At 72.2% G+C, this 26,155-nt stretch carries 22 protein-coding genes and 2 pseudogenes; 13 read left to right on the forward strand and 11 right to left on the reverse strand.

The window, feature by feature from the left end; translation table 11 throughout:
* Positions 1–86: 86 nt before the first annotated feature.
* The 4 genes and pseudogenes from ACWD01_RS21440 to ACWD01_RS21455 all read right to left on the reverse strand — a co-directional run bounded on the left by ACWD01_RS21440 (position 87) and on the right by ACWD01_RS21455 (position 5,629).
* A pseudogene (locus tag ACWD01_RS21440) lies at positions 87–831 on the reverse strand (hypothetical protein).
* Positions 832–841: 10 nt separating this feature from the next.
* Positions 842–2,287 (reverse strand): CitMHS family transporter, encoded by a 1,446-nt coding sequence (locus tag ACWD01_RS21445; protein ID WP_451164099.1) that lies wholly within the window; start codon positions 2,285–2,287, stop codon positions 842–844.
* Between the two features lie 134 nt (positions 2,288–2,421).
* The gene (locus tag ACWD01_RS21450) at positions 2,422–4,704 is read right to left on the reverse strand and encodes a molybdopterin oxidoreductase family protein (protein WP_451164101.1); all 2,283 of its coding nucleotides are present in this window, start codon (positions 4,702–4,704) and stop codon (positions 2,422–2,424) included.
* A 280-nt stretch (positions 4,705–4,984) separates the two neighbouring features.
* On the reverse strand, positions 4,985–5,629 hold the full coding sequence (locus ACWD01_RS21455) for a TetR/AcrR family transcriptional regulator (RefSeq protein ID WP_451164155.1): 645 nt from the start codon (positions 5,627–5,629) through the stop codon (positions 4,985–4,987).
* Positions 5,630–5,724: 95 nt separating this feature from the next.
* Between ACWD01_RS21455 and hmgA the strand changes: the two genes are divergently transcribed.
* From hmgA to ACWD01_RS21475, 4 genes are all read left to right on the forward strand, one after another.
* Entirely contained in the window at positions 5,725–7,053 is a 1,329-nt protein-coding gene (gene hmgA, locus ACWD01_RS21460; protein WP_451164103.1) for a homogentisate 1,2-dioxygenase, read from the forward strand.
* 27 nt (positions 7,054–7,080) lie between these two features.
* Positions 7,081–7,833, forward strand: coding sequence for a GntR family transcriptional regulator (locus tag ACWD01_RS21465; RefSeq protein ID WP_451164105.1), 753 nt, complete (start codon positions 7,081–7,083; stop codon positions 7,831–7,833).
* Positions 7,834–7,933: 100 nt separating this feature from the next.
* Complete coding sequence (locus ACWD01_RS21470) at positions 7,934–9,073, forward strand: type ISP restriction/modification enzyme (protein ID WP_451164157.1); 1,140 nt, start codon at positions 7,934–7,936, stop codon at positions 9,071–9,073.
* Between the two features lie 227 nt (positions 9,074–9,300).
* A complete protein-coding gene (locus ACWD01_RS21475; protein WP_451164107.1) occupies positions 9,301–10,503 on the forward strand; it encodes a CaiB/BaiF CoA transferase family protein in 1,203 nt (400 codons plus the stop codon).
* A 60-nt stretch (positions 10,504–10,563) separates the two neighbouring features.
* Here ACWD01_RS21475 and ACWD01_RS21480 read toward each other — a convergent pair whose 3' ends face one another.
* The gene (locus ACWD01_RS21480; protein ID WP_356899177.1) at positions 10,564–10,827 is read right to left on the reverse strand and encodes a hypothetical protein; all 264 of its coding nucleotides are present in this window, start codon (positions 10,825–10,827) and stop codon (positions 10,564–10,566) included.
* A gap of 282 nt (positions 10,828–11,109) precedes the next feature.
* Between ACWD01_RS21480 and ACWD01_RS21485 the strand changes: the two genes are divergently transcribed.
* Positions 11,110–12,153, forward strand: coding sequence for a serine/threonine-protein kinase (locus ACWD01_RS21485; RefSeq protein ID WP_451164109.1), 1,044 nt, complete (start codon positions 11,110–11,112; stop codon positions 12,151–12,153).
* 48 nt (positions 12,154–12,201) lie between these two features.
* Here ACWD01_RS21485 and ACWD01_RS21490 read toward each other — a convergent pair whose 3' ends face one another.
* Positions 12,202–13,011 carry an SGNH/GDSL hydrolase family protein gene (locus tag ACWD01_RS21490; protein ID WP_451164111.1) on the reverse strand — a complete coding sequence of 270 codons (810 nt, stop codon included), beginning with the start codon at positions 13,009–13,011 and terminating at the stop codon, positions 12,202–12,204.
* Between the two features lie 386 nt (positions 13,012–13,397).
* Here ACWD01_RS21490 and ACWD01_RS21495 point away from each other — a divergent pair.
* Both ACWD01_RS21495 and ACWD01_RS21500 read left to right on the forward strand, forming a co-directional pair.
* Positions 13,398–13,837, forward strand: a pseudogene (locus ACWD01_RS21495) (polysaccharide deacetylase family protein); the annotation flags it as partial.
* A 72-nt stretch (positions 13,838–13,909) separates the two neighbouring features.
* Positions 13,910–15,007 carry a DUF5925 domain-containing protein gene (locus ACWD01_RS21500; RefSeq protein WP_451164113.1) on the forward strand — a complete coding sequence of 366 codons (1,098 nt, stop codon included), beginning with the start codon at positions 13,910–13,912 and terminating at the stop codon, positions 15,005–15,007.
* 203 nt (positions 15,008–15,210) lie between these two features.
* Here the strand turns inward: ACWD01_RS21500 and ACWD01_RS21505 are convergent, their stop codons facing one another.
* Complete coding sequence (locus ACWD01_RS21505) at positions 15,211–15,603, reverse strand: GntR family transcriptional regulator (protein ID WP_451164115.1); 393 nt, start codon at positions 15,601–15,603, stop codon at positions 15,211–15,213.
* Positions 15,604–15,675: 72 nt separating this feature from the next.
* On the opposite strand from ACWD01_RS21505, the gene ACWD01_RS21510 reads away from it, so the two are divergent.
* Positions 15,676–16,596, forward strand: coding sequence for an N-acetyltransferase family protein (locus ACWD01_RS21510; RefSeq protein WP_451164117.1), 921 nt, complete (start codon positions 15,676–15,678; stop codon positions 16,594–16,596).
* Positions 16,577–17,068 carry a DUF402 domain-containing protein gene (locus tag ACWD01_RS21515; RefSeq protein ID WP_451164119.1) on the forward strand — a complete coding sequence of 164 codons (492 nt, stop codon included), beginning with the start codon at positions 16,577–16,579 and terminating at the stop codon, positions 17,066–17,068. Before ACWD01_RS21510 ends, ACWD01_RS21515 begins: the two co-directional genes overlap by 20 nt.
* 51 nt (positions 17,069–17,119) lie before the next feature.
* Here ACWD01_RS21515 and ACWD01_RS21520 read toward each other — a convergent pair whose 3' ends face one another.
* The 3 genes from ACWD01_RS21520 to ACWD01_RS21530 are packed head-to-tail and all read right to left on the reverse strand — an operon-like array spanning position 17,120 to position 20,111.
* On the reverse strand, positions 17,120–18,610 hold the full coding sequence (locus ACWD01_RS21520) for a tripartite tricarboxylate transporter permease (RefSeq protein ID WP_451164121.1): 1,491 nt from the start codon (positions 18,608–18,610) through the stop codon (positions 17,120–17,122).
* A complete protein-coding gene (locus ACWD01_RS21525) occupies positions 18,610–19,131 on the reverse strand; it encodes a tripartite tricarboxylate transporter TctB family protein (RefSeq protein ID WP_451164123.1) in 522 nt (173 codons plus the stop codon). The genes ACWD01_RS21520 and ACWD01_RS21525 overlap by 1 nt, the downstream gene beginning before the upstream one ends.
* A complete protein-coding gene (locus ACWD01_RS21530; RefSeq protein WP_451164125.1) occupies positions 19,128–20,111 on the reverse strand; it encodes a Bug family tripartite tricarboxylate transporter substrate binding protein in 984 nt (327 codons plus the stop codon). The genes ACWD01_RS21525 and ACWD01_RS21530 overlap by 4 nt, the downstream gene beginning before the upstream one ends.
* A 122-nt stretch (positions 20,112–20,233) precedes the next feature.
* On the opposite strand from ACWD01_RS21530, the gene ACWD01_RS21535 reads away from it, so the two are divergent.
* Complete coding sequence (locus tag ACWD01_RS21535) at positions 20,234–20,920, forward strand: response regulator (RefSeq protein ID WP_451164127.1); 687 nt, start codon at positions 20,234–20,236, stop codon at positions 20,918–20,920.
* A gap of 53 nt (positions 20,921–20,973) precedes the next feature.
* Here the strand turns inward: ACWD01_RS21535 and ACWD01_RS21540 are convergent, their stop codons facing one another.
* Positions 20,974–21,333, reverse strand: coding sequence for a VOC family protein (locus tag ACWD01_RS21540; RefSeq protein WP_451164129.1), 360 nt, complete (start codon positions 21,331–21,333; stop codon positions 20,974–20,976).
* Positions 21,334–21,541: 208 nt separating this feature from the next.
* Here ACWD01_RS21540 and ACWD01_RS21545 point away from each other — a divergent pair, with 208 nt between their 5' ends.
* The 3 genes from ACWD01_RS21545 to ACWD01_RS21555 all read left to right on the forward strand — a co-directional run bounded on the left by ACWD01_RS21545 (position 21,542) and on the right by ACWD01_RS21555 (position 26,110).
* Positions 21,542–22,135, forward strand: coding sequence for a flavodoxin family protein (locus ACWD01_RS21545; RefSeq protein WP_451164131.1), 594 nt, complete (start codon positions 21,542–21,544; stop codon positions 22,133–22,135).
* Positions 22,136–22,551: 416 nt separating this feature from the next.
* The gene (locus ACWD01_RS21550) at positions 22,552–24,804 is read left to right on the forward strand and encodes an MMPL family transporter (RefSeq protein ID WP_451164133.1); all 2,253 of its coding nucleotides are present in this window, start codon (positions 22,552–22,554) and stop codon (positions 24,802–24,804) included.
* A gap of 301 nt (positions 24,805–25,105) precedes the next feature.
* A complete protein-coding gene (locus ACWD01_RS21555; RefSeq protein ID WP_451164135.1) occupies positions 25,106–26,110 on the forward strand; it encodes a lytic polysaccharide monooxygenase auxiliary activity family 9 protein in 1,005 nt (334 codons plus the stop codon).
* The last annotated feature ends 45 nt before the right edge of the window (positions 26,111–26,155 follow it).

Raw genomic sequence — 26,155 nt, forward strand, 5'->3', positions numbered from 1 at the left:
ACTGATCACGCGATCGCCTGACTAGATGTCACGGATTCGGCAGGAAGAAGCGTCGAAACGCTGAGAAGGCGTCAGAAATGCCCCTACTAGGGGACACGATGTGTATGCCGACCGGGCGATCCGTCCTCGTCGGCGCCCCGCGGAGCGTAGCCCCCTCCCGTCCCACCGGTCCCGGATCGCGCCGTACGCACGGCGACCGGTCTGGCGGAGGCGGCGACCTGGCTGAGGCGATTGCCCGTCAGACGCAGGGCCGGCGCCGCCGAACGCGCCCGGTCGGGAGCCGCCTGCACCACCGTCGCCATGGACAGCCGCTGCCCGGCCCCGAGGCAGAAGCCGAGCGCCGCCGGCATCGGCGCGCGCCCACAGCGGGACCGGCAGCGCGATGCCCGGGCACAGAACCCCGCGCCGAGCAGACACGTCACGGTGAGCAGCGCGGGGCGTCGGCGTCACCACCAGCCGGCACGCTCTGGTGGCGGCGGCCCGCAGGCTCAGCGGGGCACCCACGACGGCGGGTTCGATGCCCTGCCGCTCGCCGATGCGGTGGTGCACGGGCACCTTCGCCGCCCGCCCGCCCGGCTTCGCGGCGCCTTCCGTACGCCGCTCGATCCGCCCCGATCAGCGCGCCCGCGGCCACCGTCCCGCGACCCCCACCGGCAGCAGCGGGGCGCACCGCCCCCGGTCGGTCCTGCGCCCCAGCGGCACGCCGGCGGTCACCCCGATCGCCCACTCGTCCGCGCCCAGCGACAGCGCCCGGTACGAGACGGCCGGACGCGCCGTCGGCACCGCCCCCTGCGCGAAGCCGGAGGCGATGACGAGGCGCAGCAGCCACAGGCGGCCCGTGTCAGATGATGCCGAAGAGGATCCCCGCCCCGAGCACCACCAGGCAGGTGAGGGCGGCCCACTTCACGGTGAACCTGGTGTGGTCGCCGAACTCGACCTTGGCCATGCCGACGAGGACGTACACCGCGGGCACGAGCGGGCTGGACATGTGCAGGGGCTGGCCGACGAGCGAGGCGCGGGCGATCTCCAGCGGCGAGACACCGTGCGCGGCGCCCGCTTCCGCGAGGACCGGCAGGACACCGAAGTAGAAGCCGTCGTTGGACATGAAGTACGTGAGCGGCAGGCTCAGTACGCCGGTGACGATGGCCATGTGCGGGCCCATGCCCTCGGGGATGGCGCCGACGAGCCAGTCCGCCATGTGCTCGACCATGCCGGTGCCGGTGAGGACGCCGGTGAAGACGGCGGCGGCGAAGACCATGCCGGAGACGTTGAGAACGTTGTCGGCGTGCGCCGCGACACGGGCCTTCTGGTCGGCCATGCTGGGGAAGTTGACGGTCAGGGCGAGGGCCGCGCCGATGAGGAAGAGCACCGGGATCGGCATCATTTCCAGGATCATGGCGGTGAGCAGGGCCAGCGTGAGACCGGCGTTGAACCAGTAGAGCTTGGGGCGCAGGGTGGGCCGGTCGGGGTCGAGCCCCTGGAAGCCGTCGCCGTCGTCCGGGACTTGGCCGTCCGCGTGCGGGACCGCGGGCTTCCGGGGCGGCACTTCGGCGTCCGTGCCGGAACCGGAGGCGGACCCGGAAGCCGCGCCGACCGCTGTGCCGGCGCCCGGACCGCCCGCCTTGACGAGCACCGTCCCGGGCTCCGGCTCCAGCACCTCGTCGAGCGTGAGGTACCCGAGGCGCTTGCGCTCGCGCCGGCCGAGGACGCAGGCGAGAAGGAGCACGAAGAGGAGTCCGACCGCGAGCGCCGGGATCATGGGCACGAAGATGTCCGCCGCGTCCAGCTTGAGCGCGGTGGCCGCACGGGCGGTGGGGCCGCCCCAGGGCAGGGTGTTCATGACGCCGTTCGCGGTGGCGGCGATACCGGTCAGCACGACCAGGCTCATCTTCAGGCGCTTGTAGAGCGGATACAGCGCCGACACGGTGATCATGAAGGTGGTGGAGCCGTCGCCGTCGAGCGAGACGATGGCGGCGAGCAGCGCCGTACCGATCACGATGCGCAGCGGATCGGCCTTGCAGAAGCGCAGGATGCCGCGCACGATCGGGTCGAAGAGACCGACGTCGATCATCACGCCGAAGTAGACGATGGCGAACATCAGCATCGCGGCGGTGGGCGCGAGATTGCCCACGCCTTCGATGACGTAGTCCCCGAGCTGTGCGCCCTGCCCGACGGCGACGCAGAAGAGTGCGGGGACGAGGACCAGCGCCGCGATGGGCGACATCTTCTTCGTCATGATCAGGACCAGGAAGGTCGCGATCATGGCGAAGCCGAGGATTGTCAGCATGGGGACACCTAACGTTCATCCTTGAACGGCCACCGGCGGAAGCGGCCACCGGGGTGCGGTCCGGATGACGTTAGGTGTCGTCATCTGCTGTTAACAAGATGTCGCCGTGTGAGCAATACGAGCAAAACCCCTGGTCATCGGCTTGGTGTCACGTCCACCGGGATGGCGTTGAGCACGGCGGTGCCGGACAGCGGGTCCAGCCGGGAGCCGTCCAGCAGCTGGTTCACATTGACCCCGGGGCGCTCGGCGGCCACCGAGAGACGGGTGCCGGGGCGGCTGTGGCCCCAGCCGTGCGGCAGGCTCACCACACCGGGGCGTACGTCGTCCGTGATCTCCACGGGGGCCTCGACGCGTCCGCCGTCGGCGGTGACGCTCGCCGTGGCACCGTCCTCGAGCCCGAGCCGGGCGGCGTCGTCCGGGTGGACGTGGAGGGTGCAGCGGTTGGAACCGCCGTTCAGCGCGGGCACGTTGTGGAGCCAGCTGTTGTTGGACCGCAGATGGCGGCGGCCGACCAGGACGAGGCCCTCCGGGCGGGCGTCGAGGGCGGCGCGCAGCCGGGGCAGGTCGTCGGCGACGGGGGCCGGCAGCAGCTCGACGCGTCCGCTGCGGGTCCGCAGGATCTGCGGTATCCGGGGCTCCAGCGGCCCGAGGTCGACGCCGTGCGGCTGGTCCAGCAGCGTGTCGAGGGTGAGGTCGTACGGGCCGAGCCGCAGCATCATGTCGAGGCGGCGCTCGGGTCCGGTGCGTCCCGTCAGCGTGGCGGCGGCCTCCTCGACGGTCCGGCCGTGCATCGGGGAGTGCGGGTCGGCGACCGCCTTGGCGAGAGCGCCCTGGACGACCATGTCGTCGACGGCGGACGGCTCTGCGCCGTGCATCCCCGACACGGCGAGGATCAGCCGCGCGTGGATCTCGCACTCGTCCATCAGCCCGGCCTCCAGCGGTACGGCGGCGGGGCTGTAGCGGGCCTGGTTGCGGACGGCCAGCGAGTTGAAGGCGAAGTCGAAGTGGGCGCTCTGCGTGGGCGGCGGCGGGGGCAGCACCACGTCCGCGTGGCGGGACGTCTCGTTGAGGTACGGGTCGATGCTGATCATCAGGTCGAGGCCGGCCAGGGCGCGGTCGAGGCGGTCGCCGTCGGGCGCGGAGAGCACCGGGTTGGCCGCGATGACGATCAGCGAGCGGATCTGCCCCTCACCGGGGGTCTCGATCTCCTCCGCGAGGGCGGCCATCGGCAGTTCGCCCTTGGCCTCGGGGTGCCCGCTGACCCGGCTGCTCCAGCGGCCCAGCGTGAACCCCTTGCCGGGGGCGGCCGGACGCGGGGCGCGCTCGGTGGCGGAGTACGGGAAGAGGGCGCCGCCCGGCCGGTCGAGGTTGCCGGTGAGGATGTTGAGCACGTCCACGAGCCAGCTGGCCAGCGTGCCGTGCTCGACGGTGCAGCTGCCGATGCGCCCGTAGACGGCGGCGGTGGGCGCGGCCGCGAGCTCGCGGGCGATCGTACGGATCTCCTCGGGCTCCATGTCGCAGGCCGGCGCGACGGCCTCCGGTGTGAAGTCCTTGACGGCCGCCTCCACTTCGGCGACCTGCTCGACATGGCCGGCGAGCGCTCCGAGGTCGGTGAGGTTCTCCTCGAACAGGACCTGCGTGAGCGCGGCGAGCAGCAGCGCGTCGGTGCCGGGGCGGATCGCGACGTGCCGGTCGGCGAGCCGTGCGGTGCGGGTGCGGCGCGGGTCGACGACGGTCAGGGTGCCGCCGCGGCGGCGGAGCGCCTTGAGCTTGCCCGGGAAGTCGGGCGCGGTGCACAGACTGCCGTTGGACTCCAGCGGGTTGGCCCCGAGCATCAGCAGGTGATCGGTGCGGTCCAGGTCCGGCACGGGGATCGCGACGGCGCTGCCGAACAGCAGTCCGCTGGAGACGTGCTTGGGCATCTGGTCGAGAGTGGAGGCGGAGAAGATGTTGCGGGAGCGCAGCGCGGCGAGGAGGACGGGCGGGTAGAGACCGCCGGCCATGGTGTGGACGTTGGGGTTGCCGAGCACGACGCCGACGCTGTTGGGTCCGTGTTCCTCGATCAGCGGCCTGATCCGGGCGGCGATCAGGTCGAACGCCTCCTCCCAGGTCGCGTCGCGCAGTTCGCCGTTCTCCCGGACGAGGGGGGTGCGCAGCCGGTCGGGGTCGGCGTCGAGCTCGCCGAAGGACGCGCCCTTGGGACAGATGAAGCCCCGGCTGAAGACGTCGTCGCGGTCGCCCTTGGCTCGGGTGACGCGGGTGCCCTCGATGGTGAGGGTGAGCCCGCAGGTGGCCTCGCACAGCGGACAGACGCGCAGCGCGGTGCGGGCCTGCGCGTCGGACTGGGAGACCGCGGGCGCCTCTGCGGCGTCGGGCACGGAGGTCGTCGTACGGGTGCTGGGGGCGGTGCGGGGCATGAGCCCTCCCGGGGCGGCGGCAGCGGCAGCGGCGATGTGCCGGGTCACCGAGCATACCGACCGGTACGCATGCCGGGGAAGACTGTTACCGGTCCGTACTGCGGCCACGGCGGGGTGTGGCGAGTCGTAACGGTCACGCCCGACCGCCGGCGACGGTCCACCGCGGGTCGCCGCCGGGTCGGTGGGCACGCCGGGGCAGCGGGCACGCCGGGTCGGTGGGCACGCCGGCCGATCGCAGCGGTCCGGCCGGTCACCGGCCGGGCGCGGCGGGCGCGGCCGGTCACGCCCCGTCGAGGATCCGCGCCAGATAGGCGCGCAGCAGCTCGCGCGTCTCGGTCACGATCGCCTCGTCCCCGGACGGCCGTACCCGGAAGGCCAGCTGGAGCAGCGCGTCCGCCGCCTCCACCGAGACGAGGACCGCGCGGCGCAGCTCCTCGTCCACCGCGCGGCCCAGATGCCCGGCGAGCAGGTCCGCGAGCCGGCCCGGCACGTCGGGGTCGGCGCCGGCGGCAGGGGTGCCGACCGGGAGCTGCGCGCCGAAGTCGACCAGCGCGAACCCCGGCACGGAGCGCTTCATCGCCAGGTACTCGTCGAGCACGACGTCGACCGCGCCCCGCCAGTCGTCGGCCCGCACCTCGGGCAGGCGCGCCGCGATCCGCTCGGAGTATCCGTCGAGGTTGCGGCGTGCGAGGGCGTCGACCAGGGCGCGCTTGTTGCCGAAGAAGCGGTAGACCGAGCCGATCGGCACCCCGGCCCTGGCCGCGACCGCGCGGGTGGACAGCCCCTCGTAGCCCGCTTCGTCCAGGACCTCCGCGCAGGCGTCCAGGATCCGCGCGAGCCGGTCGGCGCTGCGCTGCTGGACCGGGACGCGGCGCAGATGCGCGGCGTCGGGAAGCGGTCGACGGGCCTGGGACACGCCGTCCATCATGCCGCTCCGTTGCCGTGGAGGGGGTGGACCTGCAATCCTACTGTTGTCCATAGGAATGGATTCAGTGAATCCTTCAGCACCAGGAGCGGACGATGAACGGCACCGAGCAGGCGCGGAAGATGGTCGAGGGGTTGACCGACCGGTCGTTCTCCCCCGGCTTCGGCAACGAGCACAGCTCCGAGGCGGAGCCCGGCGCACTCCCGCACGGGCGGAACTCGCCCCAGCGCGCCCCCCTCGGCCTCTACGCGGAGCAGCTCAGCGGCTCGGCCTTCACCGAGCCCCGCGTCCACAACCGCCGCTCCTGGCTGTACCGGATCCGCCCCTCGGCCGCGCACCCGCCCTTCGTCCGCGTCGACAACGGCCATGTCCGCAGCGCCCCCTTCACCGAGACAGTGCCCGACCCCAACCGGCTGCGCTGGAACCCGCTGCCGGAGCCGGCGCCCGGCACCGACTGGCTGGCCGGTCTGTGGACCCTCGGCGGCAACGGCGACGCCACCCAGCGCACCGGTATGGCCGTGCACCTTTACCACGCCAATACGTCGATGACGGACCGGGTGTTCAGCGACGCGGACGGCGAACTGCTCCTCGTTCCCGAGCACGGCGGGCTGCTGCTGGTGACCGAGCTCGGGCTGCTGCCCGTCCGCCCCGGCGAGGTCGCGCTGATCCCCCGCGGTGTCCGCTTCCGCGTCGAGCTGCTGGACGCGACCGCCCGCGGTTACGTCTGCGAGAACTACGGGCAGCCCTTCCAGCTCCCCGACCTCGGCCCGATCGGCGCCAACGGCCTGGCGCACCCCCGCGACTTCCTGGCCCCCGTCGCCGCGTACGAGGACGTCGAGCGCCCGGTGGAGGTCGTCAACAAGTTCTGCGGGAACCTGTGGGCGGCGACCTACGACCACTCCCCGCTCGACGTGGTCGCCTGGCACGGCAACCATGTCCCGTACGTCTACGACCTGCGCCGCTTCAATGTGATCGGCTCGATCTCCTACGACCACCCCGACCCCTCGATCTTCACGGTGCTGACCTCGCCGTCCGACACCCCCGGCCTCGCCGGCGTCGACTTCGTCGTCTTCGCGCCGCGCTGGCTCGTCGGCGAGGACACCTTCCGCCCGCCCTACTTCCACCGCAATGTGATGAGTGAGTACATGGGCCTCATCGAGGGCGCGTACGACGCCAAGGCCGAAGGGTTCGTGCCGGGCGGCGGCTCGCTGCACAACATGATGTCGGCACACGGCCCCGACCGGGAGACCTTCGACCGGGCGAGCGCCGCCGAGCTCAAGCCGCAGAAGATCGACAACGGGCTGGCCTTCATGTTCGAGACGCGCTGGCCGGTGACCACGACCGGGCAGGCGGCGAACGCCGACCACCTGCAGAAGGGGTACGACGACGTATGGCAGGGTCTGGAGCGCCACTTCAGGCCGTAGTGGAGAGATGCCGTGTACGGAGATGCCGTGACCTCCTTCGCCCCTGACTCGCTGGTCCTGAACCGCAAACTGCCGCTGTGGTACCAGGTCTCGCAGTCGCTGCGCGCCTCGATACTCGGCCGGCCCCCCGAGGCCTCGCTGCGGCTGCCCACCGAGGAGCAGCTCGCCCAGCACTACGGCGTGAGCGTCCTCACCATGCGCCAGGCGCTCAAGGAGCTGGAGGAGGAGGGCCTGATCAGCCGGCACCGGCGGCGCGGCACCTTCATCGAACCGGGAGCACGGCGGGGCGCGCCCCGCCGGCTCCTCGGCTCCATCGACGCGGTCGTCGCCCAGCAGTCCGGCGAGCACACCACGATCCTCGGCCACGGCCCCGAGCCGGTGCCCGGTGAGATCACGGAACACTTCCCGGACGCCGCGGAGATCGTGATGTACCGGCGGCTGCGCTGCGACGGCGACACCGGCGAGCCCACCAACTGGGCGGAGAACGCCCTGCGCCCGGACATCGCCGCCGGCCTCGACCTCGCGGACCTGGAACGCTGGCCGATGACCAAGGTCCTGCGGGACTCGCTCGGCGTCCGGATCAGCCGGATCACCGACACCGTGGAGGCCCGCCTCGCGGACCCGCGTACCGCCGAGCTGCTGCGGGTGCCGCTGCTGAGCCCGATCCTCCACTACACCGGCGTGACGTACGACGACTCCGGCCGGGTCGTGGACGTGGCCCGCATCCGCTACCGCGGGGACCGGTTCTCGTTCTCCGTCACGCTGGACGCGGCCGACTAGCCGACTGGTCGGCTGGAGGCGGACTGGACGTGCCGGCGGCGCCTAATAGCATCGGACGGTGACTGCTCTCACCGAGGACGTGCCGCTGCTCGACGACCTCATGCCGTGGTCCGTCGCGCCGCTGCGACCGGGCCGGAGCTGGGTGATGGCCCCGGACGCGGCCTGTCTGCGGGCGCGTTGGGACACGCTCGTACGGGCGGAGGGCGGCGAGCGCGAGGCGCTGTTCCGCCCGACCCGGCTGCGGGGACCGCACAGCGCGGTGGCGCAGCTCCCCGGCCGGCCGACGGGCACGGGGCGGTTCGCGCGCGAGAGCGGGCGCTGCCCGGAGCCCGTGCGGGTGCTGCACGGCCCCTTCGACGAGCAGTGGCTGATACCGGACCACCGGCTGATCGACGTGGCACGGCCCGAGTTGTGGCGGGTACGGGACGACCACCAGCTCTTCGTCGTCGAGGCGGGCACGGCCGTCGTGGTGTCCGGGCTGCTGCCGGACGGGCGTACGCCCGCCGGCCGGCCGGGCCGCGTCCGGCCGCTGTACCGGCGGCCGGGCGGCCGCGAGCCCAACCTCGCGCCCGGTCTGACGGACGCGCTGGGCGAGCGGTACGGGTGCGAGGTGGACGCGGAGGACGTCGCCGCGTGGGTGGTCGCGGCCGCGCGGCCGTCGCCCGCCGGGTGGGCGGTGCCGCTCACGGCGGACGCCGGCGTCTGGGCGGCCGGGGTCGCCCTGGGGCGCGAGCTGGTCCGCGTCATGCTGCGCGGCGCGCGGGGCGCGGAACGCCCGCGACTGCCGGGCGGCCGACGCCCGTACGTCCGGGCGGCTCTGCCGGCCAGGCCGTCGTCCGTCGTCTACCTCCCCGACGAGGAGACGCTCCTCATCGGGGAGGTGGGCCGCGTCTCGCCGGTGCCGGCTTCGGCCTGGGACTACGAGGTGGGTGGCGCGCGGGTGCTGGAGCTGTGGTTCGAGCAGCGGACGGCCGTCGGGGAGCCCGGGACTCTGGACGCGGTGCGGCCCGCGGGGTGGCCGCAGCAGTGGACCTCCGAGCTGCTGGAACTGATCACCGTGCTGGCGATGCTGTCGGAACTCGCGCCGCGGCGGGCGTCGCTGACCGCCACGTCGGACCGGCTGCCGGCCGCCGCCCTCCGCGCGGCGGGCGTTTTCCCGCCACCGCCGCGGTGCCGCCGCCCGGCGTCGGTCCTGGACCACGCGGAGGAGGGCCCGGAGGGGCAGGTCGCGCTGCTGTGACAGTGCGGGGGGGCTGGGGCGGGGCCGCTGCGCGGGGCTTGTCCCCTACCCGCCCCTTCCCGCTGTACCGGATGTGCGGCTCCGCCGCGTGGGGGCTTCGCCCGGACCCGGTACCGCGCTTCGCGCGGTAGGGGCCCGGGGGCAGCGCCCCCGGTTCGGGAAGGGGCGGGGTCGGGGAACAGCCCAGGGTCGTGACAAACATGGCGCATACACGATATGCACGGCCCATGAGCCAAGACCCACAGCCACTCCCCCTGCACGGCATCACCGTCGTCGCCGTCGAGCAAGCTGTCTCCGCCCCGTTCGCCACCCGCCAGCTCGCCGACCTGGGCGCCCGCGTGATCAAGGTGGAGCGGCCCGACGGCGGGGACTTCGCGCGGGGGTACGACACCGCCGCCCGCGGGCTCGCGTCGCACTTCGTGTGGTGCAACCGCGGCAAGGAGTCCATCGCGGTGGACCTGAAGGACCCCCGCGGCCTGGAGGTCGTGCACCGGCTCGTCGCCGGCGCCGACGTGTTCGTGCAGAACCTCGCGCAGGGCGCGGCCGCCCGGCTGGGCCTGGACGCCGCCGCCCTGTGCGCCGAGCACCCGCGGCTGGTGGCCGTCGACATCTCCGGTTACGGATCGACGGGACCGTACGCGCACAAGCGGGCGTACGACATGCTCGTGCAGTGCGAGGCCGGGCTCGTCTCCGTGACGGGCACGCCGGAGCAGCCGGTGAAGGCGGGCGTCCCGGCGGCCGACATCGCCGCCGCGATGTACGCCTTCTCGGGCGTGCTGGCGGCGCTGCTGCGGCGCGGCGTCACGGGACGCGGCGGGCCGGTGGAGATCTCCATGCTGGAGTCGCTGGCCGAGTGGATGGGGCATCCGCTGCACCACGGGATGCACGGGGGCGAGCCGCCGGCGCGTACAGGTCTCGCGCACGCCGTCATCGCCCCGTACGACGCGTACGCCACGGCGGACGGCGGTCAGGTGCTGCTGTCGGTGCAGAACGACCGCGAGTGGCGGCGGCTGGCCGAGCAGGTGCTGGAGCGCCCGGAGTTGGGGACCGATCCGGCGTTCGCGACGAACACGGCCCGTACGGCGAACCGGGAGCGGACGGACGCGGCGGTGGCCAAGGCGCTGGCGGGGCTGGAGACCGGGGAGGCGGTCGCGCGGCTGGAGGCGGCGGGCATCGCCTGCGCGCGGCTCAACAGCATGACGGACGTGGCCGCCCATCCGCAGCTCGAGGCGCGGGACCGGTGGCGCGAGGTCGGGTCGCCGACGGGACCGCTGCGGGCGATGCTGCCCCCGATCACGCTGCCGGGCGGGGAACCGGCTCGAATGGGGGATGTTCCCGGCCTGGGCGAGCACACCGACGCGCTGCTGCGGGCCGTGGGGATGACGGATGAAGCGGCGGCGGTACTGCGCCGGGACGGTGTGGTCGCCTGAGCGGGGTGGGCGCGGTCGTCCCGACGCGGAGGGCCGGTGGGTGGCGGGCCGGGCGTCGGGTCAGCCGCGGCTGCCGAAGAGTGAGCGGCGCAGTCGGCGCAGCGGCGCGAAGAGCGAGACGCGCGCACTCTTGCTCCGACGGCTGTGCGCCACATCACGCGAGGTCAGTTCACGCATCAGGAGCGTCGCTTCGGCCGTCTCACGCTGCGGGACGGCGGGGCCGCCGAGCACCGAGAGATGGCGGTCGAGACGCGAGCTGGTCGCACCGCTCCCGCAGGTGATGGCAGGTACTCGTGCCCTGCTGCGCACTGTTATCTGATCCATGTCACTCCCCACCCGTACGAGGCACCCGGCCCGGGCAGGTTAACCCTATCGCCCCGCCGGGACACCCGTGTATCCCGCCTGCATGATTCACCGCACTCGTACGCGCGTTGACCATTACTCTCCGAATACGACTGTTTCCAGGGCGAGTTGGACAGCGTGTATGTGAATTCCAGCCGCCATCGTACTGATGGCCAATCAAGACCGCTACATCCCGGACGAGTTGAGCTAGCTTGGAGTGATTTCCACCATGCTGCGGCACTGGTTGCGGACAGGGGGCCCGCCATGAGCGACGTACCGGCTACGCCGGGGACCGTGCGGCTGATCGCGGGCCGATACCGCCTGCTGAGCCCACTTGAGGAGGACGGCGGCGGCATCCTGTGGCGGGCCCGCGACGAGGTGCTGGGGCGTGAGGTCGCGGTCAGGGAGGTCAGGGCGCCGGCCGCGCTCGCGCCCGGGGAGGTGCGCGGGCTGTACGCGCATCTGGAGAACGCCGCCCGCGCCGCCGGCCGTGTCTCGCACCGCAACGCGGTCGCCGTCCACGACGTGGTCACCGACGACGGCCGGCCGTGGATCGTGAGCGAACTGGTGCGCGGGCTCACTCTGGCGGACGTCCTCGACGCCGAGGGCCCGCTCCCGCCGCGCCGCGCCGCCCAGGTCGGGGCGGAGGTGCTGGCCGCGCTGCGTGCCGCGCACGCCGCGGGCGTGCTGCACCGGGACGTGAACCCGTCGAACGTGCTGATGACCAACGACGGCCGGGTGCTGGTCACCGACTTCGGGACGGTGACGGACCGCGACTCCCCCGAGTTCGGCGCGCCGGAGACGGTCGCGGGCCGTGAGCCGGGACCGGAATCGGACCTGTGGTCGCTGGGTGCACTGCTGCACGCCGCGGTGGAAGGACGCTCGGCGTTCGGCGCCGGCTCCTGGTCGGGCGCGTCACCCGACGCCAGTGAGGAGGGGGCGGCGCCGGCCGGTGCAGCCCTCGGTTCGGTGATCACCGGGCTGCTGCACCGCAATCCGGCGGACCGTCTCGACGCCGCGGAGGCCGAGCACCTGCTGCGCCTGGCGAGCGCGGGCGGCGGCGGCAGTGACGTACGGACGGACGCGGCGGACGTCGCGTCCGCACCGCGGACCCCGACGGACACGGCGAGCGAGCCGGACGCCGCTTCCCCGCCGAAGGCCGCTCCCCGGCCGGACCTGCCCATGGCCACGGGCGTGGTCCCCCAGTCCGACGCCTCGCGGCGGGCGACGACGGTCCTGGTGGTGGGGGTGGCGCTGCTGCTGGTCTTCGTCGTGGCGCTGGTCTGGCTGGTGGCGGGCGGCGCGTGAGAGAAGGACCGTGACCGGCCCGCTGCTGCGGGCCGGTCACGGCTGCGCTCAGGCGTTGGAGTCGAACACGGGCAGATAGCCGCCGGACTGGCCGGCCGCCGTCGGGTGGTAGGAGTCCCCGATGTTGAGCCAGTTCAGGCTGTGCAGCCAGGACGAGCCGGAGCAGATCTCGTGGCCGGTGAACGTCCCGACGACGCTCGCGAAGGTGTAGCCGTGGTCGGCCGCACGCTTGGCGGTCGCCGCGTTGAGATGGTCGGCGGCGCCGTTGATGGCGCGCCGCTCGTTCTCGGTCAGGCCGGCGAGACAGCTGCCGTTCAGTTTGTAGAAGCGGGGATAGCCGAGGACGACGACCCTGGCGGCGGGGGCCTTGGCACTGATCGCCGAGTACACCTGGTCGAGCTTGCCGGGCAGCGTCGTGTCGACGTACGCCTTCGCCTGCTCGATCCGGCTGAGGCAGTTGGCCTCCGACTGGAGGACGCAGGTGGTCATCACGTCGGCGAAACCGGCGTCGTTGCCGCCGACGGTGATGGAGACGAGGTCGGTGGCGGAGGTGAGGGGGGCGAGCTGATTGGCCGTGACATCACCCGTACGAGCGCCTGAGCAAGCGGTGAAGGCGAACGACGAGGGTGAGTTGGCGTTGGCCCAGAGCTTGGGATAGGCCCGGGTGCTGCGCTTGCAGTTACCGCTCGCGCTGTCGTAACTGCCGGCTCCTACACCTGACGAGTAGGAGTCGCCGAGTGCCACGTAGTCCAGGGACTGGGCGGTGGTGTCGGCCTGCGCCGTGCCCGCTCCGGTGAGAGCGAGGACGGCGCCGAGGAGGAGTGAGGATGAGAAAGCCGCGGCTCGGGACAGTTTCATGGAACCTCCCTTTAGCAGGATCTCTGCCTCAACTTTCCTAGCAGCGCGGGACGTTCTCCGGAAGTGTTCATGTCAAGAATTGTTACTGACGAGTCAGTGGGGCAGTTGGGGCGGTACCGCACACCGGCGCTGATCCGTCCTCAAAGATGATGCGAACAGGGCTCTTTACGGCGGACTTGTCATACAGTCGCGGGCGTCGCGGCGGCGGCCGCCGGATACGCCGTCGGCGGCGTACGGGCGCGCGGCCGCGTGGCGTTCTCCTCAGGGCCGATCGCCGCGAGCCCGGGGCCCCCTCGGGGGCGTCCTCGGCGGCCGGACCGTGAACGCACCGGTGTCCGTGCTGATGTACCACGCCGTCGGGGAGCGGCCGGCCCCGGCGGCGTACGCAGGTGCGCGAACTCGCCGCCGCCGGCACGGAGATCGGCGGCCACGCCCACACCCACCCCCAGCCCGACGGCCCGCGCCTCGCTCACGAGACGGCCCACTGCCGGGACGTCATCGCCCAGGAACCGGGCGCGGCGCCCGTCTCGTCCGCCTACCCGTACGGCTACTCCGACCGCCGGGTGCGCGCCGCCGTCCGTACGGCCGGCTTCGCGCAGGCACACGCCGTCGGCAACGCGCACCGGCGCGCCGTCAGGGCCCGTACGCGCTGCGGCGGCTGACGGTGCGGCGCGGCACGGGACCGGCCGGGTTCGAACGGCTCCTCGACGGGCACGCCCTCGCCGTCGCCACGAACTTCGCCGTCGACCGGGCGCTGACCAAGGGCTACGCCGTGGTGCGGCGGACCCGGCGGGCCGCCGCGCCGGCCCGCCGCCGCTGGGCGTGACCACGGGTGGACCGGCCGCCGCACCGGCAAAAGACGGTGCGACGGCCGGTGGCGTGCCGGATCATGGGCGGCATGTCTGCCAACCCCCAGGACGCACTGCCGATCCGGCTCAACGTCGACGACAGCGACTCGCCCTCCGACGTCATCGACGCGCTGTTCCTCGGCCGCTTCGCGACGGGCGAGCAGCCGTACTCGCACAGCTCATCGATCGACCGCGTCAGGCCCGGCGTGACGATGCTGCCGCCCGGCGCGTCCGTCCTGCGCTCGGCACGCGACGACGACCGCAGCGCCACGCTCGCCGAGGGCGACGGCTGGACGCTGCTGATCTCCCGCTGGAACCGGGGAGCGGACGTCACGGTCACGGCGGTCACCTCCGAAGTCGCCGAGAAGATCCTCAAGGAGGCGACCGACGGCGCGGCGGACGAACCCGAACCGGAACCCTCGAACGTGACCATGGGCTTCTGGTACGTCTCCCCGCGCCGCGGCCCGCACCGCACGACCCGCCAGATCGCGGCCGGGACCTGGGACGAGATCCGGCCCAACTACACCGCGCCGGTCGCCGACGCGATGGACCGGCTGATGAAGGTCACCCCCGACGACATCGCGGGCCGGCTCCTGCTGCTCCACGGCCCGCCCGGCACCGGCAAGACCTCCGCCCTGCGCACCCTGGCCCGCTCGTGGCGCGACTGGTGCCAGGTGGACTGCGTCCTGGACCCGGAACGGCTGTTCAACGACGTCGGCTATCTGATGGACATCGCGATCGGCGAGGACGAGGGCACGTCCAGGAGCCGCTGGCGGCTGCTCCTGCTGGAGGACTGCGACGAACTCATCCGCGGCGAGGCCAAGCACACGGCGGGCCAGGCCCTCTCCCGCCTCCTCAACCTCACGGACGGCCTCCTCGGCCAGGGCCGCAACGTCCTGGTCGGCGTCACCACCAACGAGGACCTCGAACGCCTCCACCCGGCCGTCGTCCGCCCCGGCCGCTGCCTCGCCCGCATCGAGGTCGGCCCGCTGACCCGCCCGGAAGCGGTGTCCTGGCTCGGCACGGACCAGGGCGTGTCCCGCGAGGGCGCGACCCTGGCCGAGCTCTACGCCCTCCGCCGCGGCACCCCGTCGGCGTCCGTCCCGTCCCAACCGGGGGGCGACGCGGACGCGGGCCTGTACCTCTGAGGCGGAGCCCGCTGCGCGGGGCGTGTTCCCCTACCCTCCCCCTGCGGCCCAGCGGCCGCGGGGGGACCCCCACCTTCCCGTAACCGGGCTCTGCCCGGACCCGCGCCTCAAACGCCGACGGGGCTGGGTTGGCCGGTCACGTCGGGGCCCCGCCCGGGCCCGGTTCGGGATGACGGCCCGGACCGGGGAGCAGGCGCGCCCCGTCAGACCTCGCCCCCGTCCCCGTAGACCGCCCGTACCGCGTCCCCCACCACCGACACCGCCGCCTCGCGCGACAGCCCCAGCCGTCGGACCCGCGCCGCGTACGCCGCTGCCGCCTCCGCCGCCTCGCGTGCCGCCGCGTCGCCCGCCGCCGCGACGAACGTGCCGTGGCGGCCCCGTGTCTCGATCACGCCGTCGGCCTCGAGCGCGCGGTAGGCCTTGGCCACGGTGTTGGCCGCGAGGCCGAGTTGCTCGGCGAGACCGCGGACGGTGGGCAGGCGGTGGCCGACCGGGAGCGCCCCTGAGCGGGCCTGCTCGGAGATCTGTGCGCGGAGCTGCTCGTACGGTGCGTCGGCCGCATCGGCGTCGATGTTGATGTCGAGGTTCGAGGTCACGGCGCGATTCTCCCTCACAGGGGCGGAAATTCGGAGGCGCCGCCGCCCTCCCCGTGCGTACCGTGCCTGCCCATGACTGTGATCGTTCGTGACTTCCGCCCCGAGGACGCCGAGGCCGTGACCCGGGTTCGGCGTGCCTGTATGCCCTTCGAGGTGACGACACCCGCGTCCCTCCTCTTCGGGATCGATACCGCCAACCCGGCGAAGAAGTACCGGCTGTTGGTGGCCGAGCAGGACGGGGAGCTGATCGGCACCGCCCATGCCGGAATCGCGTACGACTCCGCCGAGCCCGGCCAGTCGTTCGTCACCCCGCACATCCACCCGGAGCACCGGGGTCGCGGCGCGGGCGGTCTGCTGCTGCGGGTCGCGGAGGAGCATCTCGCCGGGGAGGGCGCGAAGAACGTGTACGCGTGGGTCCTCGAGGGCGCGGACAACGTCGCGTTCGCCGAGAAGCGGGGCTACCGGCCCACCCGTTCCGCGCACTTCCAGCGGCTCGACCTGGTGAACGGCCCGCTCCCCGAGGTTCCCGCGCTGCCGCCGGGCGCGGAGTTGCGTACCGCCGCCGACTTCGAGGCCGACCCGCGGCCGATGTTCGAGGCGGACGCGGAGGCGACGTCGGACGAGCCGAGTGACATCCCCACCGACCTGGCCGACTACGAGGACTGGCTCGCCCACACCTGGAACGATCCGCTGCTCGACCGGCAGTTGACCACGGTCGTCGTGGTCGACGGCAAGGTGGCGTCGTACACCGCCGCGCTCACGGACGGCGCGACCCGCTATCTGTCGGGGATGACGGGCACCCTGCGCGCCCACCGCGGCAAGGGACTGGCGAAGCTGGCCAAGACCGACTCGCTGCGCCGGGCCCGTGCGGCGGGCTACACGGACGCGTTCACGAACAACGACGCCGACAATGGTCCGATGCTCGCGATCAACAGGTGGTTCGGGTACGAGATCTGCGCGACGGAGGTCCGCCATGTCCGCACGCTCGATTGACGTACGGCTCGTCAAGGCCGGTGCGACGAAGATCCGCTACCCGGCCGAGCTGCTCGGCGACGACGGCGACCGTCTCGCGGTCCGCGCCCCCTGGGCGGGTTCGGGCGTGCGGGACTTCGGCTTCGTACGCTTCGAACCGGGTGACGTGTTCACCGAGTACTACTGGCGCGACCGCTGGTACTCGGTCAAGGAGGTCCGCGCGGGCGACGGCACGCTCAAGGGCTGGTACTGCGACATCACCCGGCCCGCCGTACTGGCCGAGGACGGCGGCGAGCTGAGCGTCGAGGACCTGGACCTCGACCTGTGGGTATCGGCGGACGGCACGGAGATCCTCCGGCTGGACGAGGACGAGTTCGAGGAGAGCGGCCTCGCCGTCCGCGACCCGGCGGCCGCGGCGGCGGCGGTCCGCGCCCTGGACGAGCTGGAGCAGCGGGCCCGGACCGGCCGCTTCACGCGGTTGCTGGACCGGTGACGCGGTGAGGGGCGGGCCACCGCGGCGGCCCGCCCCTCACCCAGCGCCGCATCAGGCGGAGCGGCGCCGTACGACGAGCTTCTTCAGCCACGGCCAGGCCAGCAGCACCGCGACCACCGCGTACACGGTCACCGAGAAGGGCGTGTTGACGAGTCCGGCCGCGCTGCCGTCGCTGATCTGGAGCGCGCGCCGCAACTGCTGCTCGGCCGCCGGGCCGAGGATGACGCCGATGACGGCGGGCAGCACGGGGAGCCCGTAGCGCCGCATACCGAAGCCGATCAGGCCGATGACCAGCAGGATCACCAGGTCGATCGCCTCGCCCCCGACCGCGTACGCGCCGACCGCCGCGAAGAACAGGATGCCGGCGTAGAGGTACGGGCGCGGGATGCGCAGCAGCTTCGCCCAGAGCGGCGCGAGCGGCAGGTTCAGCGCGAGGAGCAGCACCATGCCGACGAACAGCGAGGCGATCAGGCCCCACACCAGGTCGGGTTCGCGCTCGAAGAGCAACGGTCCGGGCTGGATGCCGTACTGCTGGAAGGCGGCCAGCATGACCGCCGCGACGGCCGTCGTGGGCAGTCCGAGCGTGAGCATGGACACGAGGGTGCCGGCGGCGGACGCGGAGGCGGCCGACTCCGGTCCGGCGACGCCCTCGATGGCGCCCTTGCCGAACTCGTCCTTGTGCTTCGAGAGCCGCTTCTCCGTGACGTACGACAGGAAGGTGGGGATCTCCGCGCCGCCCGCCGGGATCGCGCCGAACGGGAAGCCGATGACCGGGCCGCGCAGCCACGGCTTCCAGGTGCGCCGGACGTCGGCCTTCGCCAGCCACGGCCGGCCGACCGGGATCGCGTCGCCGCTGTTCCGCCGCAGATGCGCGGCGACCCACAGGGCCTCGCCGATCGCGAAGAGCCCGACGGCGACGATCACGACGTCGATGCCGTCGGCGAGCTGGAGCGACCCGAGGGTCAGCCGCTGCTGGCCGGTCATCTGGTCGAGGCCGACGAGGCCGAGGGTGAGGCCGATCAGCAGCGAGGCGAGGCCCCTGATCCGCGAGGAGCCGAGCACCGAGGTGACGGCGATGAAGGCCAGCACCATGATCGCGAAGTAGTCGGGGGCGCCGATGTCGACGGCCAGCTCGGCCACCGTCGGGGCGAGCACGACCAGCAGGATCGTGCCGATCATGCCGCCCGCGAAGTGACCGCCCGCCGCGGCCGCCAGCGCCTGCGCGCCGCGCCCCGCCTTGGCCATCGGGTTGCCCTCGATCGCGGCGACCACCGCCGCGCTCTCACCGGGGGTGTTGAGCAGAATGGAGGTGGTGGAGCCGCCGAACATGGCCCCGTAGTAGATCCCGGCGAACATGATGAACGCGCCGGTCGGCTCCAGGCCGTACGTCACGGGAAGCAGCAGCGCGACCGCCATGGCCGGGCCGATGCCGGGCAGGACGCCGATGGCCGTGCCGAGCAGGACGCCTGTCGCCGCCCACAGCAGGTTGACCGGGGTGAGCGCCGTGCCGAAGCCGTCGAGGAGGGAGTTGAGGGAATCCATCAGAGCACTCCCATCAGCGGGCCGCCGGGGAGCGGGACGCCGAGCAGGTTGTTGAAGACGACGTAGGTGACGAGGGAGAGGACGGCGGCGATCAGCGGGTCGCGATCGAAGCGCCGGCTGCCGAGCGCGTACGCGGAGCCCCAGAAGAGCAGCGCGCCGGAGACCGGGAAGCCGAGCGGTCCGATCAGGACGGCGCCCGCGAGGAACACCCCGGCGAGCAGCAGCACCGTGCGCCAGTCGCTCGGCTCCGACAGGTCGATGTCCTCGCCGCCCTCGGCCTCGCCCCGGCCGCCTCGCAGTACGTCGACCGCGAGGAGGACGGCGACGACGAGCAGGCCGATGCCGACGGTGATCGGGACGGTCCTGGGGCCGACGGGACCGCGCTGGGTGATGTCGACGTCCATGGTGAGCGCGTCGGTGAGGACGAGGACGCCGATGACGAGGAGCAGCAGGCCGACGCCGAGCTCGGAGTGTTCGCGCAGCCAGGCGCGCCGGCCGCCGGTGGTCTCTGTCGTGCTCACAGCCCCAGCTCCTTCAGCACCTGGTCGACTCTGCTGTCCTGTTCGGTGAGGAAGTCGCCGAACTCGTCCCCGGGGAGAAAGGCGTCGTCCCAGCGGTTCTTCTTCAGCGAGTCCCGCCACTCCTGCGAGTCGTGCAGCTCGGTGACGAGACCGACGAGCTTGTCCCGCTCGGCGTCGGACAGACCGGGCGGTGCGACGATGCCGCGCCAGTTGGTGAACTCCGTGTCCAAACCGGCTTCGCGCAGGGTGGGCGCGTCCAGACCCGGTACGCGCTTCGGCCCCGTGACGGCCAGCAGCCGCAGCTCGCCCGACTTGATCTGGTCGAGGTACTCGCCGACGCCGGAGACGCCGAAGGCGACCTTGTTGCCGAGGATGGAGGCCAGCAGCTCGCCGCCGCCGTCGAAGGGGATGTAGTTGACGGACTTGGGGGCGATGCCCGCCGCCTGCGCCATGAGCATGGGCGCCAGGTGGTCGGGCCCGCCGGGCGAGGAACCGCCGCCGACGGGCAGCTTGCCGGGGTTCTTCTGCCAGGCCGTGATCAGCTCGTCGATGGTCCGGTACGGGGAGTCCTTGGACACGACCACGATGTCCTGCTCCTCGGTGAGCCGGGCGATCGGGGTGGTGTCGGCGAGCGTCTTGGGCGACTTGTTGGTGTGTACGGCTCCGACGACGCCGAGGCCCATGGACATGGCCAGCCTGCCGTTGCCGTGTTCGCCGGCGAGCCGGGCGAGACCGACGGTGCCGCCGGCGCCGGGCAGGTTGAAGACTTCGATGTTGTGGGTGAGCCCTGCGTCCTCGGCGTTCTTCGCGGCCGTGCGGGCGGTGATGTCGTAGCCGCCGCCGGGTGTGTTGGGAACCATGAACCGCAGACCGGGGATCTGCGTCCCCGTTTCCGCGCCGCTGCCCGTCGTGAGCAGCGGCGGCCCCACGAGCACCAGCAGCGCGGCCCCGAGCAGGGCAATGGGGGTGCGCATTCGCAACTGATCGCCTCTCGTCGTGGATGTGTGAAGTGGCCCACATGTTGCCTGCGCGTTAAGAAGCTGTCTCTCTTCCGGAATCAATGGACGTTGTGGTCCTTGCGGTCGCGGCCTAGCGTGTCGGCGTGACAAAGGTGCTGGTGGTGGACGACGACTTCATGGTCGCGAAGCTGCACAGCCGCTATGTGTCCCAGGCGGAGGGCTTCACGGTCGCCGGGGTGGCCCACAGCGGCGGGGAGGCGCTGCGCGCCGCCGAGCGGCTGCGGCCCGATCTCGTACTGCTCGACGTCTATCTGCCGGACATGGACGGGATCGCCGTGCTGCGCGAGCTGCGGGCGGCGGAGTCCCTCGACCCGGGCCGCCCGCCGGTCGACGTCCTGTTCATCACGGCCGCCCGCGACGCCTCCGTCGTCCGCTCCGCGCTGCGCGCGGGTGCGCTGCACTATCTGATCAAGCCCTTCAACCAGGCCGCGCTGCACGAGCAGCTCCGGCACGTGGCCTCGCTGCGCTCGCGCCTCGACCGGCTGGACGAGGCGCGCCAGGAGGACGTCGACCAGATCTTCGGCCCCCGCCCGCCCGGCTCCCGCGAACTCCCCAAGGGCCTCGCGCCCCACACGGCGGAGCTGGTCGAGCGCATCCTGCGCGAGCATCCGGGCGACCTGTCGGCCTCGGAGTGCGCGGAGGCCGGCTCGCTGTCACGGGTGAGCGCGCGGCGCTACCTGGAGTACTTCGCGGAGACGGGCCGCGCGGAGGTGACCCTGCGGTACGGCGGGACGGGGCGCCCGGAACGGCGTTACCGCCGTATCGGCTGACGGGGCCGGCGCGGGGTCGGGCAGGAGCCCCGGGTCGGGCGGGGGCCCGGTGGTCAGGCCGGTGGCTGGTGCAGGCCGAACGGGGAGCCCTGGTCGTCGTGGCACAGCCGGAAGCGTCCGAACCGGGCGGCCGTCTCCTCGTCATCTCCCACGTCGACGCCGTCGACGCTGCCGCCGAGCTCGCGCACCCGGGCGACGGCGGTCTCCATGTCGTCCACCTTGAAGAACAGATACGGGCTCGCTCCCGCGTCCCCTCCGTGCACTCCCCCGGGGATGTTCGGCGTCCGGATCGAGTACCCGCCGCCCTCGGTCGTCCCGGCGTCGAAGGTCCAGCCGAACAGCCCGCCGTAGAAGGCGCGGGCCTGCTCGAAGTCGCCGACGCCCAGCTCGAAGAACGAGACCTCCCCGGTCATGCCTGCTCCCGACGTCCGTGGGGATCCGTGCGGTCCCACCGTACGGCGGGCGCCCGGCGGCCGCATCCGGCCGGATGCCGGGATCGGACCGACCGTGCGGAATACCCCGGGGGGTAAGGAGGTTGGAAGCGGCGAACCCAGTGATCCCCGGGGTGCACGGCCCGCGTGAGGCGTGGCCGCACCCGGGCCCGAGACCGGAGCAGAAGACATGACCACCGACACTGCGGACACCGACTCGGCGCGTGGCACGGACCGTTCGTTCCTCTTCGTCCTCGGCAGCTCGCGCCCCGCGGGCAACACCGAGATCCTGGCCCGGGCCGCCGCAGAGCAGTTGCCTCCCGGTGTCCCGCAGCGTTGGGTGGATCTGAACCAACTGCCGTTGCCTGACTTCCAGGACGGGCGTCACGAGACCGGCGACCGGCCGGTCGTGGAGAGCGAGGAGACGCTGCGGCAGGCCACGCTCGAGGCCACCGACATCGTCCTCGCGTCACCCCTGTACTGGTACACGCTCTCCGCGCAGACCAAGCGCTATCTCGACTACTGGTCCGGCTGGCTGGCCGTGCCCGGATCGGACTTCAAGAAGCGGATGGCGGGCCGGACCCTGTGGGGCGTGACCGTCATGGCCGACGACGACGAGAGCGTCGCCGCCGGCCTGGAGACCACCCTCAACCACACGGCGGCCTATCTGCGCATGGGCTTCGGCGGACTGCTCCTCGGCAACGGCTCCCGCCCCGGCCAGGTGCGGCGGGACGAGCGGGCACTCGTCCGCGCCAAGACCTTCTTCCAGGGCGAGGCCCTGTAGGAGGCAGTGATCAGGGAAAAGTGCGTGAGCGCCCGTGGGAGGTCGCCCAGTTGTTCATCGGTCCCGCTGATCTTCCTCTCAGCGGACAGCGCCACATGCTTGGCGCAGGTGACGCATCAACAGAAGCGAGGCGTCCAGCACCTCACTTCCGTAGTGCTGGACGAACGCCCTACGGCGGGTGTTGCAAGCCCTCTTCCATCAGCGCCGCAGGCGGCCGCCGGACGACGGCCCGGGGTGTCGGTCGGCTCGTGTCTCGCCGTGCCATTGGCCGCCTGTCACCCGTTCTCCCCGCCTGATGGTGCCGCGGTCGTCGGAGCGGCCTTCAATAGCTCTAGTCCGGCTCGTCGCTGCTCAGAGCCCGGTGCTGTCCGTGGGTCCCACAGACGCGGCAGCACCGGTCACCTTCGGGAGTACGCATGTCATTGCCCCGGCCCGCAGCTGGGCAGGCCACCGTCCCGCGCAAGGGGGCGCTGCGGCGCATCGGCGAATGGTGCGCCCGTCATTTCGTGACCGTTCTCGTCCTCTGGCTGGCCGCCGTCGTGGGGCTCCAGGGACTGGACCGCGTTTACGGTGGCACGTACTCGGACAACTTCACCCTTCCGGGATCCCAGTCCCAGGACGGTCTCGACGTCCTCGAAGCGCATGAACCCACCGCCGGCGGATACAGCGCGCAGGTCGTGCTGAACGATCCCTCTCAACCGCTCACGGATGTCAGCGGCCAGATCGGCACCGCGGTGACGAACCTGCAGAAGCTGCCCCACGTGCTCAGCGCGCAGAACCCCCTGCCCGCCCAAGGCACCTCAACGCCGCCCGCCGGCACCCCGAACGTCGGCCCGCTCTCCACCGACGAACGGACGGCCTACATCACCGTCCGATTCGACGTCCAGCCCTCCACCCTGGGAGCGTCGTACCTGGACGGCGTGGACACGGCCGTACAGCCGCTGCGTGCGGCCGGGGTGAGGGTGGAGTACGGCGGTCCGCTCGGCGAGCTGGCAAGGCCCGAGCCCGACGACCGCACCAGCGAGGCGATCGGTTTCGGAGTGGCCATCCTGGTGCTGCTGCTGGGCTTCGGCAGTGTTGTCGCGGCGGTGCTGCCACTGGTGACCGCGCTGATCGCGGTGATCTGCGGCCTGGCGCTGCTGGGACTGCTGGCGGCGGCTTTCACCTTCGCCACCGTCTCACCGACGCTCGCCACGATGATCGGTCTCGGCGTCGGCATCGACTACGCCCTCTTCCTGATCACCCGGCACCGCCAGAACCTGATGAACGGGCAGGACCCCGTGACGGCTGCCGGCTTCTCGACGGCCACCAGCGGCCGCGCTGTCCTGGTCTCCGGCTGCACGGTCATCATCGCCCTGTCGGGCCTGTGGGTCTCTGGTATCAGCTTCATCGGCAAACTGGGACTGGCCGCCGCCGTCACCGTGGTCACGGCGGTGCTCGGCGCGCTGACCCTGGTCCCGGCGATGCTCGGACTGATCGGCCGGCGGATCGACAGACTCCGGGTGCGCGGGCCCGTTGCCGAGACCGACGCCGAACCCGGTGAGGAGGCCCACGGCACCTGGCACCGCTACGCACAGCGGGTCGAGCGCCGCCCGTGGTGGTTCCTGGCGTCCGGTGTGGTGGTCCTGGCCGTCCTCGCGATCCCTCTCTTCTCCATGCGCCTGGGACACATCGGTGACGGAGCCGACCCCACGTCCTTCACCGACCGGCGCGCTTTCGACCTGATGTCCTCGGCCTTCGGCCCGGGGTCCAACGGCCCGTTGACCCTGGTCGTCGACCAGACGGACGTCCCTCAGGGCGACCGCTCCCAACTGGCCACCTCCCTGCAGAACGCCCTGGCCGATGTGCCGGACGCGGCGACGATCACACCTCTGAAGCCCACATCGGACGGCGATGTGCTGATCGGCACCGCCTACTCGGTGGCAGTTCCTCAGGACGAGCAGACGACCCAGCTCGTCAACAGGCTGGTGGACGACGTCCTCCCGCAGGCGGTGTCGGGCACCCCTGCCCGCACGTATGTGACGGGTACGACCGCTGCCCAGGTCGACTTCCTGGACGTCGTCTCCAGCAGGCTGCCCCTGATCATCGCGGTGGTTGTCGGTCTCGCGTTCCTGGTCATCCTCATCGTCTTCCGCGGCGTGCTCGTCGCCGTCAAGGCGGCTGTGCTCAACGTCCTGTCGATCGCGGCCTCGTACGGCGTGGTGGTGGCCGTCTTCCAGTGGGGTTGGGGCGGCCCGGCACTCGGCGTCTCGGGTGAGGTGCCCATCGAGAGCTACGTGCCGATGATGATGTTCGCCATCGTCTTCGGACTGAGCATGGACTACGAGATCTTCCTGCTCTCGCGCGTACACGAGGCATGGCTGCGCACCGGTGATCCCAAGGCCGCCGTCGCCCACGCGCTGGAGATCACCGCGCGTGTCATCACCTGCGCGGCGCTCATCATGGTCAGCGTCTTCGCTGCGTTCATCATCAGCGACAACATCGTGGTCAAGATGCTCGGTCTGGGACTGGCGGCCAGCGTGCTCATCGATGCCACGATCGTCCGGCTGCTGCTCGTGCCCGCGGCCATGACCCTGCTCGGCAGATCCGCCTGGTGGACACCCCGCTGGCTGGACCGAATGCTGCCGCACGTGGACACCGAGGGGGAGAGCGAGGCGAAAGCGCCGTAGCCGGACACAGCATTCGCTCAGCGGGCGTCGGCGAGGGGGCCGCGGCAGGGCGCACCCGGCCGGAGGCCGGCAGCAGCCTGGGCGGCGGCGCTTCCTCAGCGGTCTCTTAGCGTCACCTTAAAGGGACCATAAGGATCGCCGTCACCCCGCCCCAGCAGGGGATTTCGGGGTCGGGAGGGGCTAGCTTGCGTAAGGCCGGGGCCGGTTCGGGCAGTCGGTGCCGAAGTCCGCGGGGGGCTGCGCCGCCCGTTCGAGCCGGATCCCTGTGACCCCCCATAGCCGCTTGAAGGAGAACGTCCCCATGACCGCTCGCCGCAAGGTCACCACGGTCGCCGCACTCGGTCTCGCGCCGCTCGCGCTCGCCGGTCTCAGTGCCGTGCCGGCGTCCGCGCACGGTTCGATGACGGACCCGGTCAGCCGGATATCGGCGTGTTTCGCGGAGGGGCCGGAGAGCCCGGACTCGGCGGCGTGCAAGGCGCTGGTCGCGGCGGGCGGGACGCAGCCGCTGTACGACTGGAACGAGGTGAACATCGCCGACGCGGCGGGGAACCACCGGCAGTTGATCCCCGACGGAAAGCTGTGCAGCGCCGGCCGTGACAAGTACAAGGGGCTGGACCTGCCCCGCGCGGACTGGCCGTCGTCCCCGATGGTGTCCGGGAACCGCACCTTCCGGTACAAGGCGACCGCACCGCACAAGGGCTCCTTCGAGCTGTACCTCACGAAGGACGGTTACGACCCGACCCGGCCGCTGACCTGGGCGGATCTGGAGGACAAGCCGTTCGTCAAGGTCACGAACCCGAAGCTGGAGAACGGGGCGTACGTCTTCGACGGCATCGTGCCGAACAAGTCCGGCCGGCACCTGGTCTACTCGATCTGGCAGCGCTCCGACTCCCCCGAGGCGTTCTACACCTGCTCGGACGTGGTGTTCGGCAAGGACAACGGCGGCGGCGCGGCGGCCCCGGAGGCGAGTGCGCCCTCGGAGCAGGACATCGCGGCAGGCGCGGCCAAGTCGACGGTCGACCACGGCGGTCACGGCGGCGACGACCACGGCGAGCAGGCGGAGGCTGGTGCCGGGGAAGCCGAGCAGCCCGTCGAGAACGCGCCGGAGGCGAAGGGCGCCGAGGAGCCCCCGGCCGTCCCGCCGGCCCCGGAGACGTCCGGCGCGAACCTCGCCGAGACGGGCGGCGACAGCAGCACCACGTACCTGGCCATCGGCGGCGCGTCCGCCCTCGCGGTCGGCGCCGCGGCGCTGTTCGGGCTCGGCCGCCGCAGGACCGTGTCGGCGGGCGGTCGGCACGGCCGCTGAGCGAGGCCGCGAGGCCGTCACGAAGGCCGGTCTCCGCTCGCGCGA

This window comes from Streptomyces sp. NPDC002835, from assembly GCF_053591995.1.

Coding starts and splice junctions, on each gene's coding strand:
- ACWD01_RS21445 (WP_451164099.1), bottom strand. CDS start 2,287: ATGCTGACAATCCTCGGCTTCGCCATGATCGCGACCTTCCTGGTCCTG.
- ACWD01_RS21450 (WP_451164101.1), bottom strand. CDS start 4,704: ATGCCCCGCACCGCCCCCAGCACCCGTACGACGACCTCCGTGCCCGAC.
- ACWD01_RS21455 (WP_451164155.1), bottom strand. CDS start 5,629: ATGGACGGCGTGTCCCAGGCCCGTCGACCGCTTCCCGACGCCGCGCAT.
- hmgA (WP_451164103.1), top strand. CDS start 5,725: ATGAACGGCACCGAGCAGGCGCGGAAGATGGTCGAGGGGTTGACCGAC.
- ACWD01_RS21470 (WP_451164157.1), top strand. CDS start 7,934: ATGCCGTGGTCCGTCGCGCCGCTGCGACCGGGCCGGAGCTGGGTGATG.
- ACWD01_RS21475 (WP_451164107.1), top strand. CDS start 9,301: ATGAGCCAAGACCCACAGCCACTCCCCCTGCACGGCATCACCGTCGTC.
- ACWD01_RS21480 (WP_356899177.1), bottom strand. CDS start 10,827: ATGGATCAGATAACAGTGCGCAGCAGGGCACGAGTACCTGCCATCACC.
- ACWD01_RS21485 (WP_451164109.1), top strand. CDS start 11,110: ATGAGCGACGTACCGGCTACGCCGGGGACCGTGCGGCTGATCGCGGGC.
- ACWD01_RS21490 (WP_451164111.1), bottom strand. CDS start 13,011: ATGAAACTGTCCCGAGCCGCGGCTTTCTCATCCTCACTCCTCCTCGGC.
- ACWD01_RS21500 (WP_451164113.1), top strand. CDS start 13,910: ATGTCTGCCAACCCCCAGGACGCACTGCCGATCCGGCTCAACGTCGAC.
- ACWD01_RS21510 (WP_451164117.1), top strand. CDS start 15,676: ATGACTGTGATCGTTCGTGACTTCCGCCCCGAGGACGCCGAGGCCGTG.
- ACWD01_RS21515 (WP_451164119.1), top strand. CDS start 16,577: ATGTCCGCACGCTCGATTGACGTACGGCTCGTCAAGGCCGGTGCGACG.
- ACWD01_RS21520 (WP_451164121.1), bottom strand. CDS start 18,610: ATGGATTCCCTCAACTCCCTCCTCGACGGCTTCGGCACGGCGCTCACC.
- ACWD01_RS21540 (WP_451164129.1), bottom strand. CDS start 21,333: ATGACCGGGGAGGTCTCGTTCTTCGAGCTGGGCGTCGGCGACTTCGAG.
- ACWD01_RS21545 (WP_451164131.1), top strand. CDS start 21,542: ATGACCACCGACACTGCGGACACCGACTCGGCGCGTGGCACGGACCGT.
- ACWD01_RS21550 (WP_451164133.1), top strand. CDS start 22,552: ATGTCATTGCCCCGGCCCGCAGCTGGGCAGGCCACCGTCCCGCGCAAG.
- ACWD01_RS21555 (WP_451164135.1), top strand. CDS start 25,106: ATGACCGCTCGCCGCAAGGTCACCACGGTCGCCGCACTCGGTCTCGCG.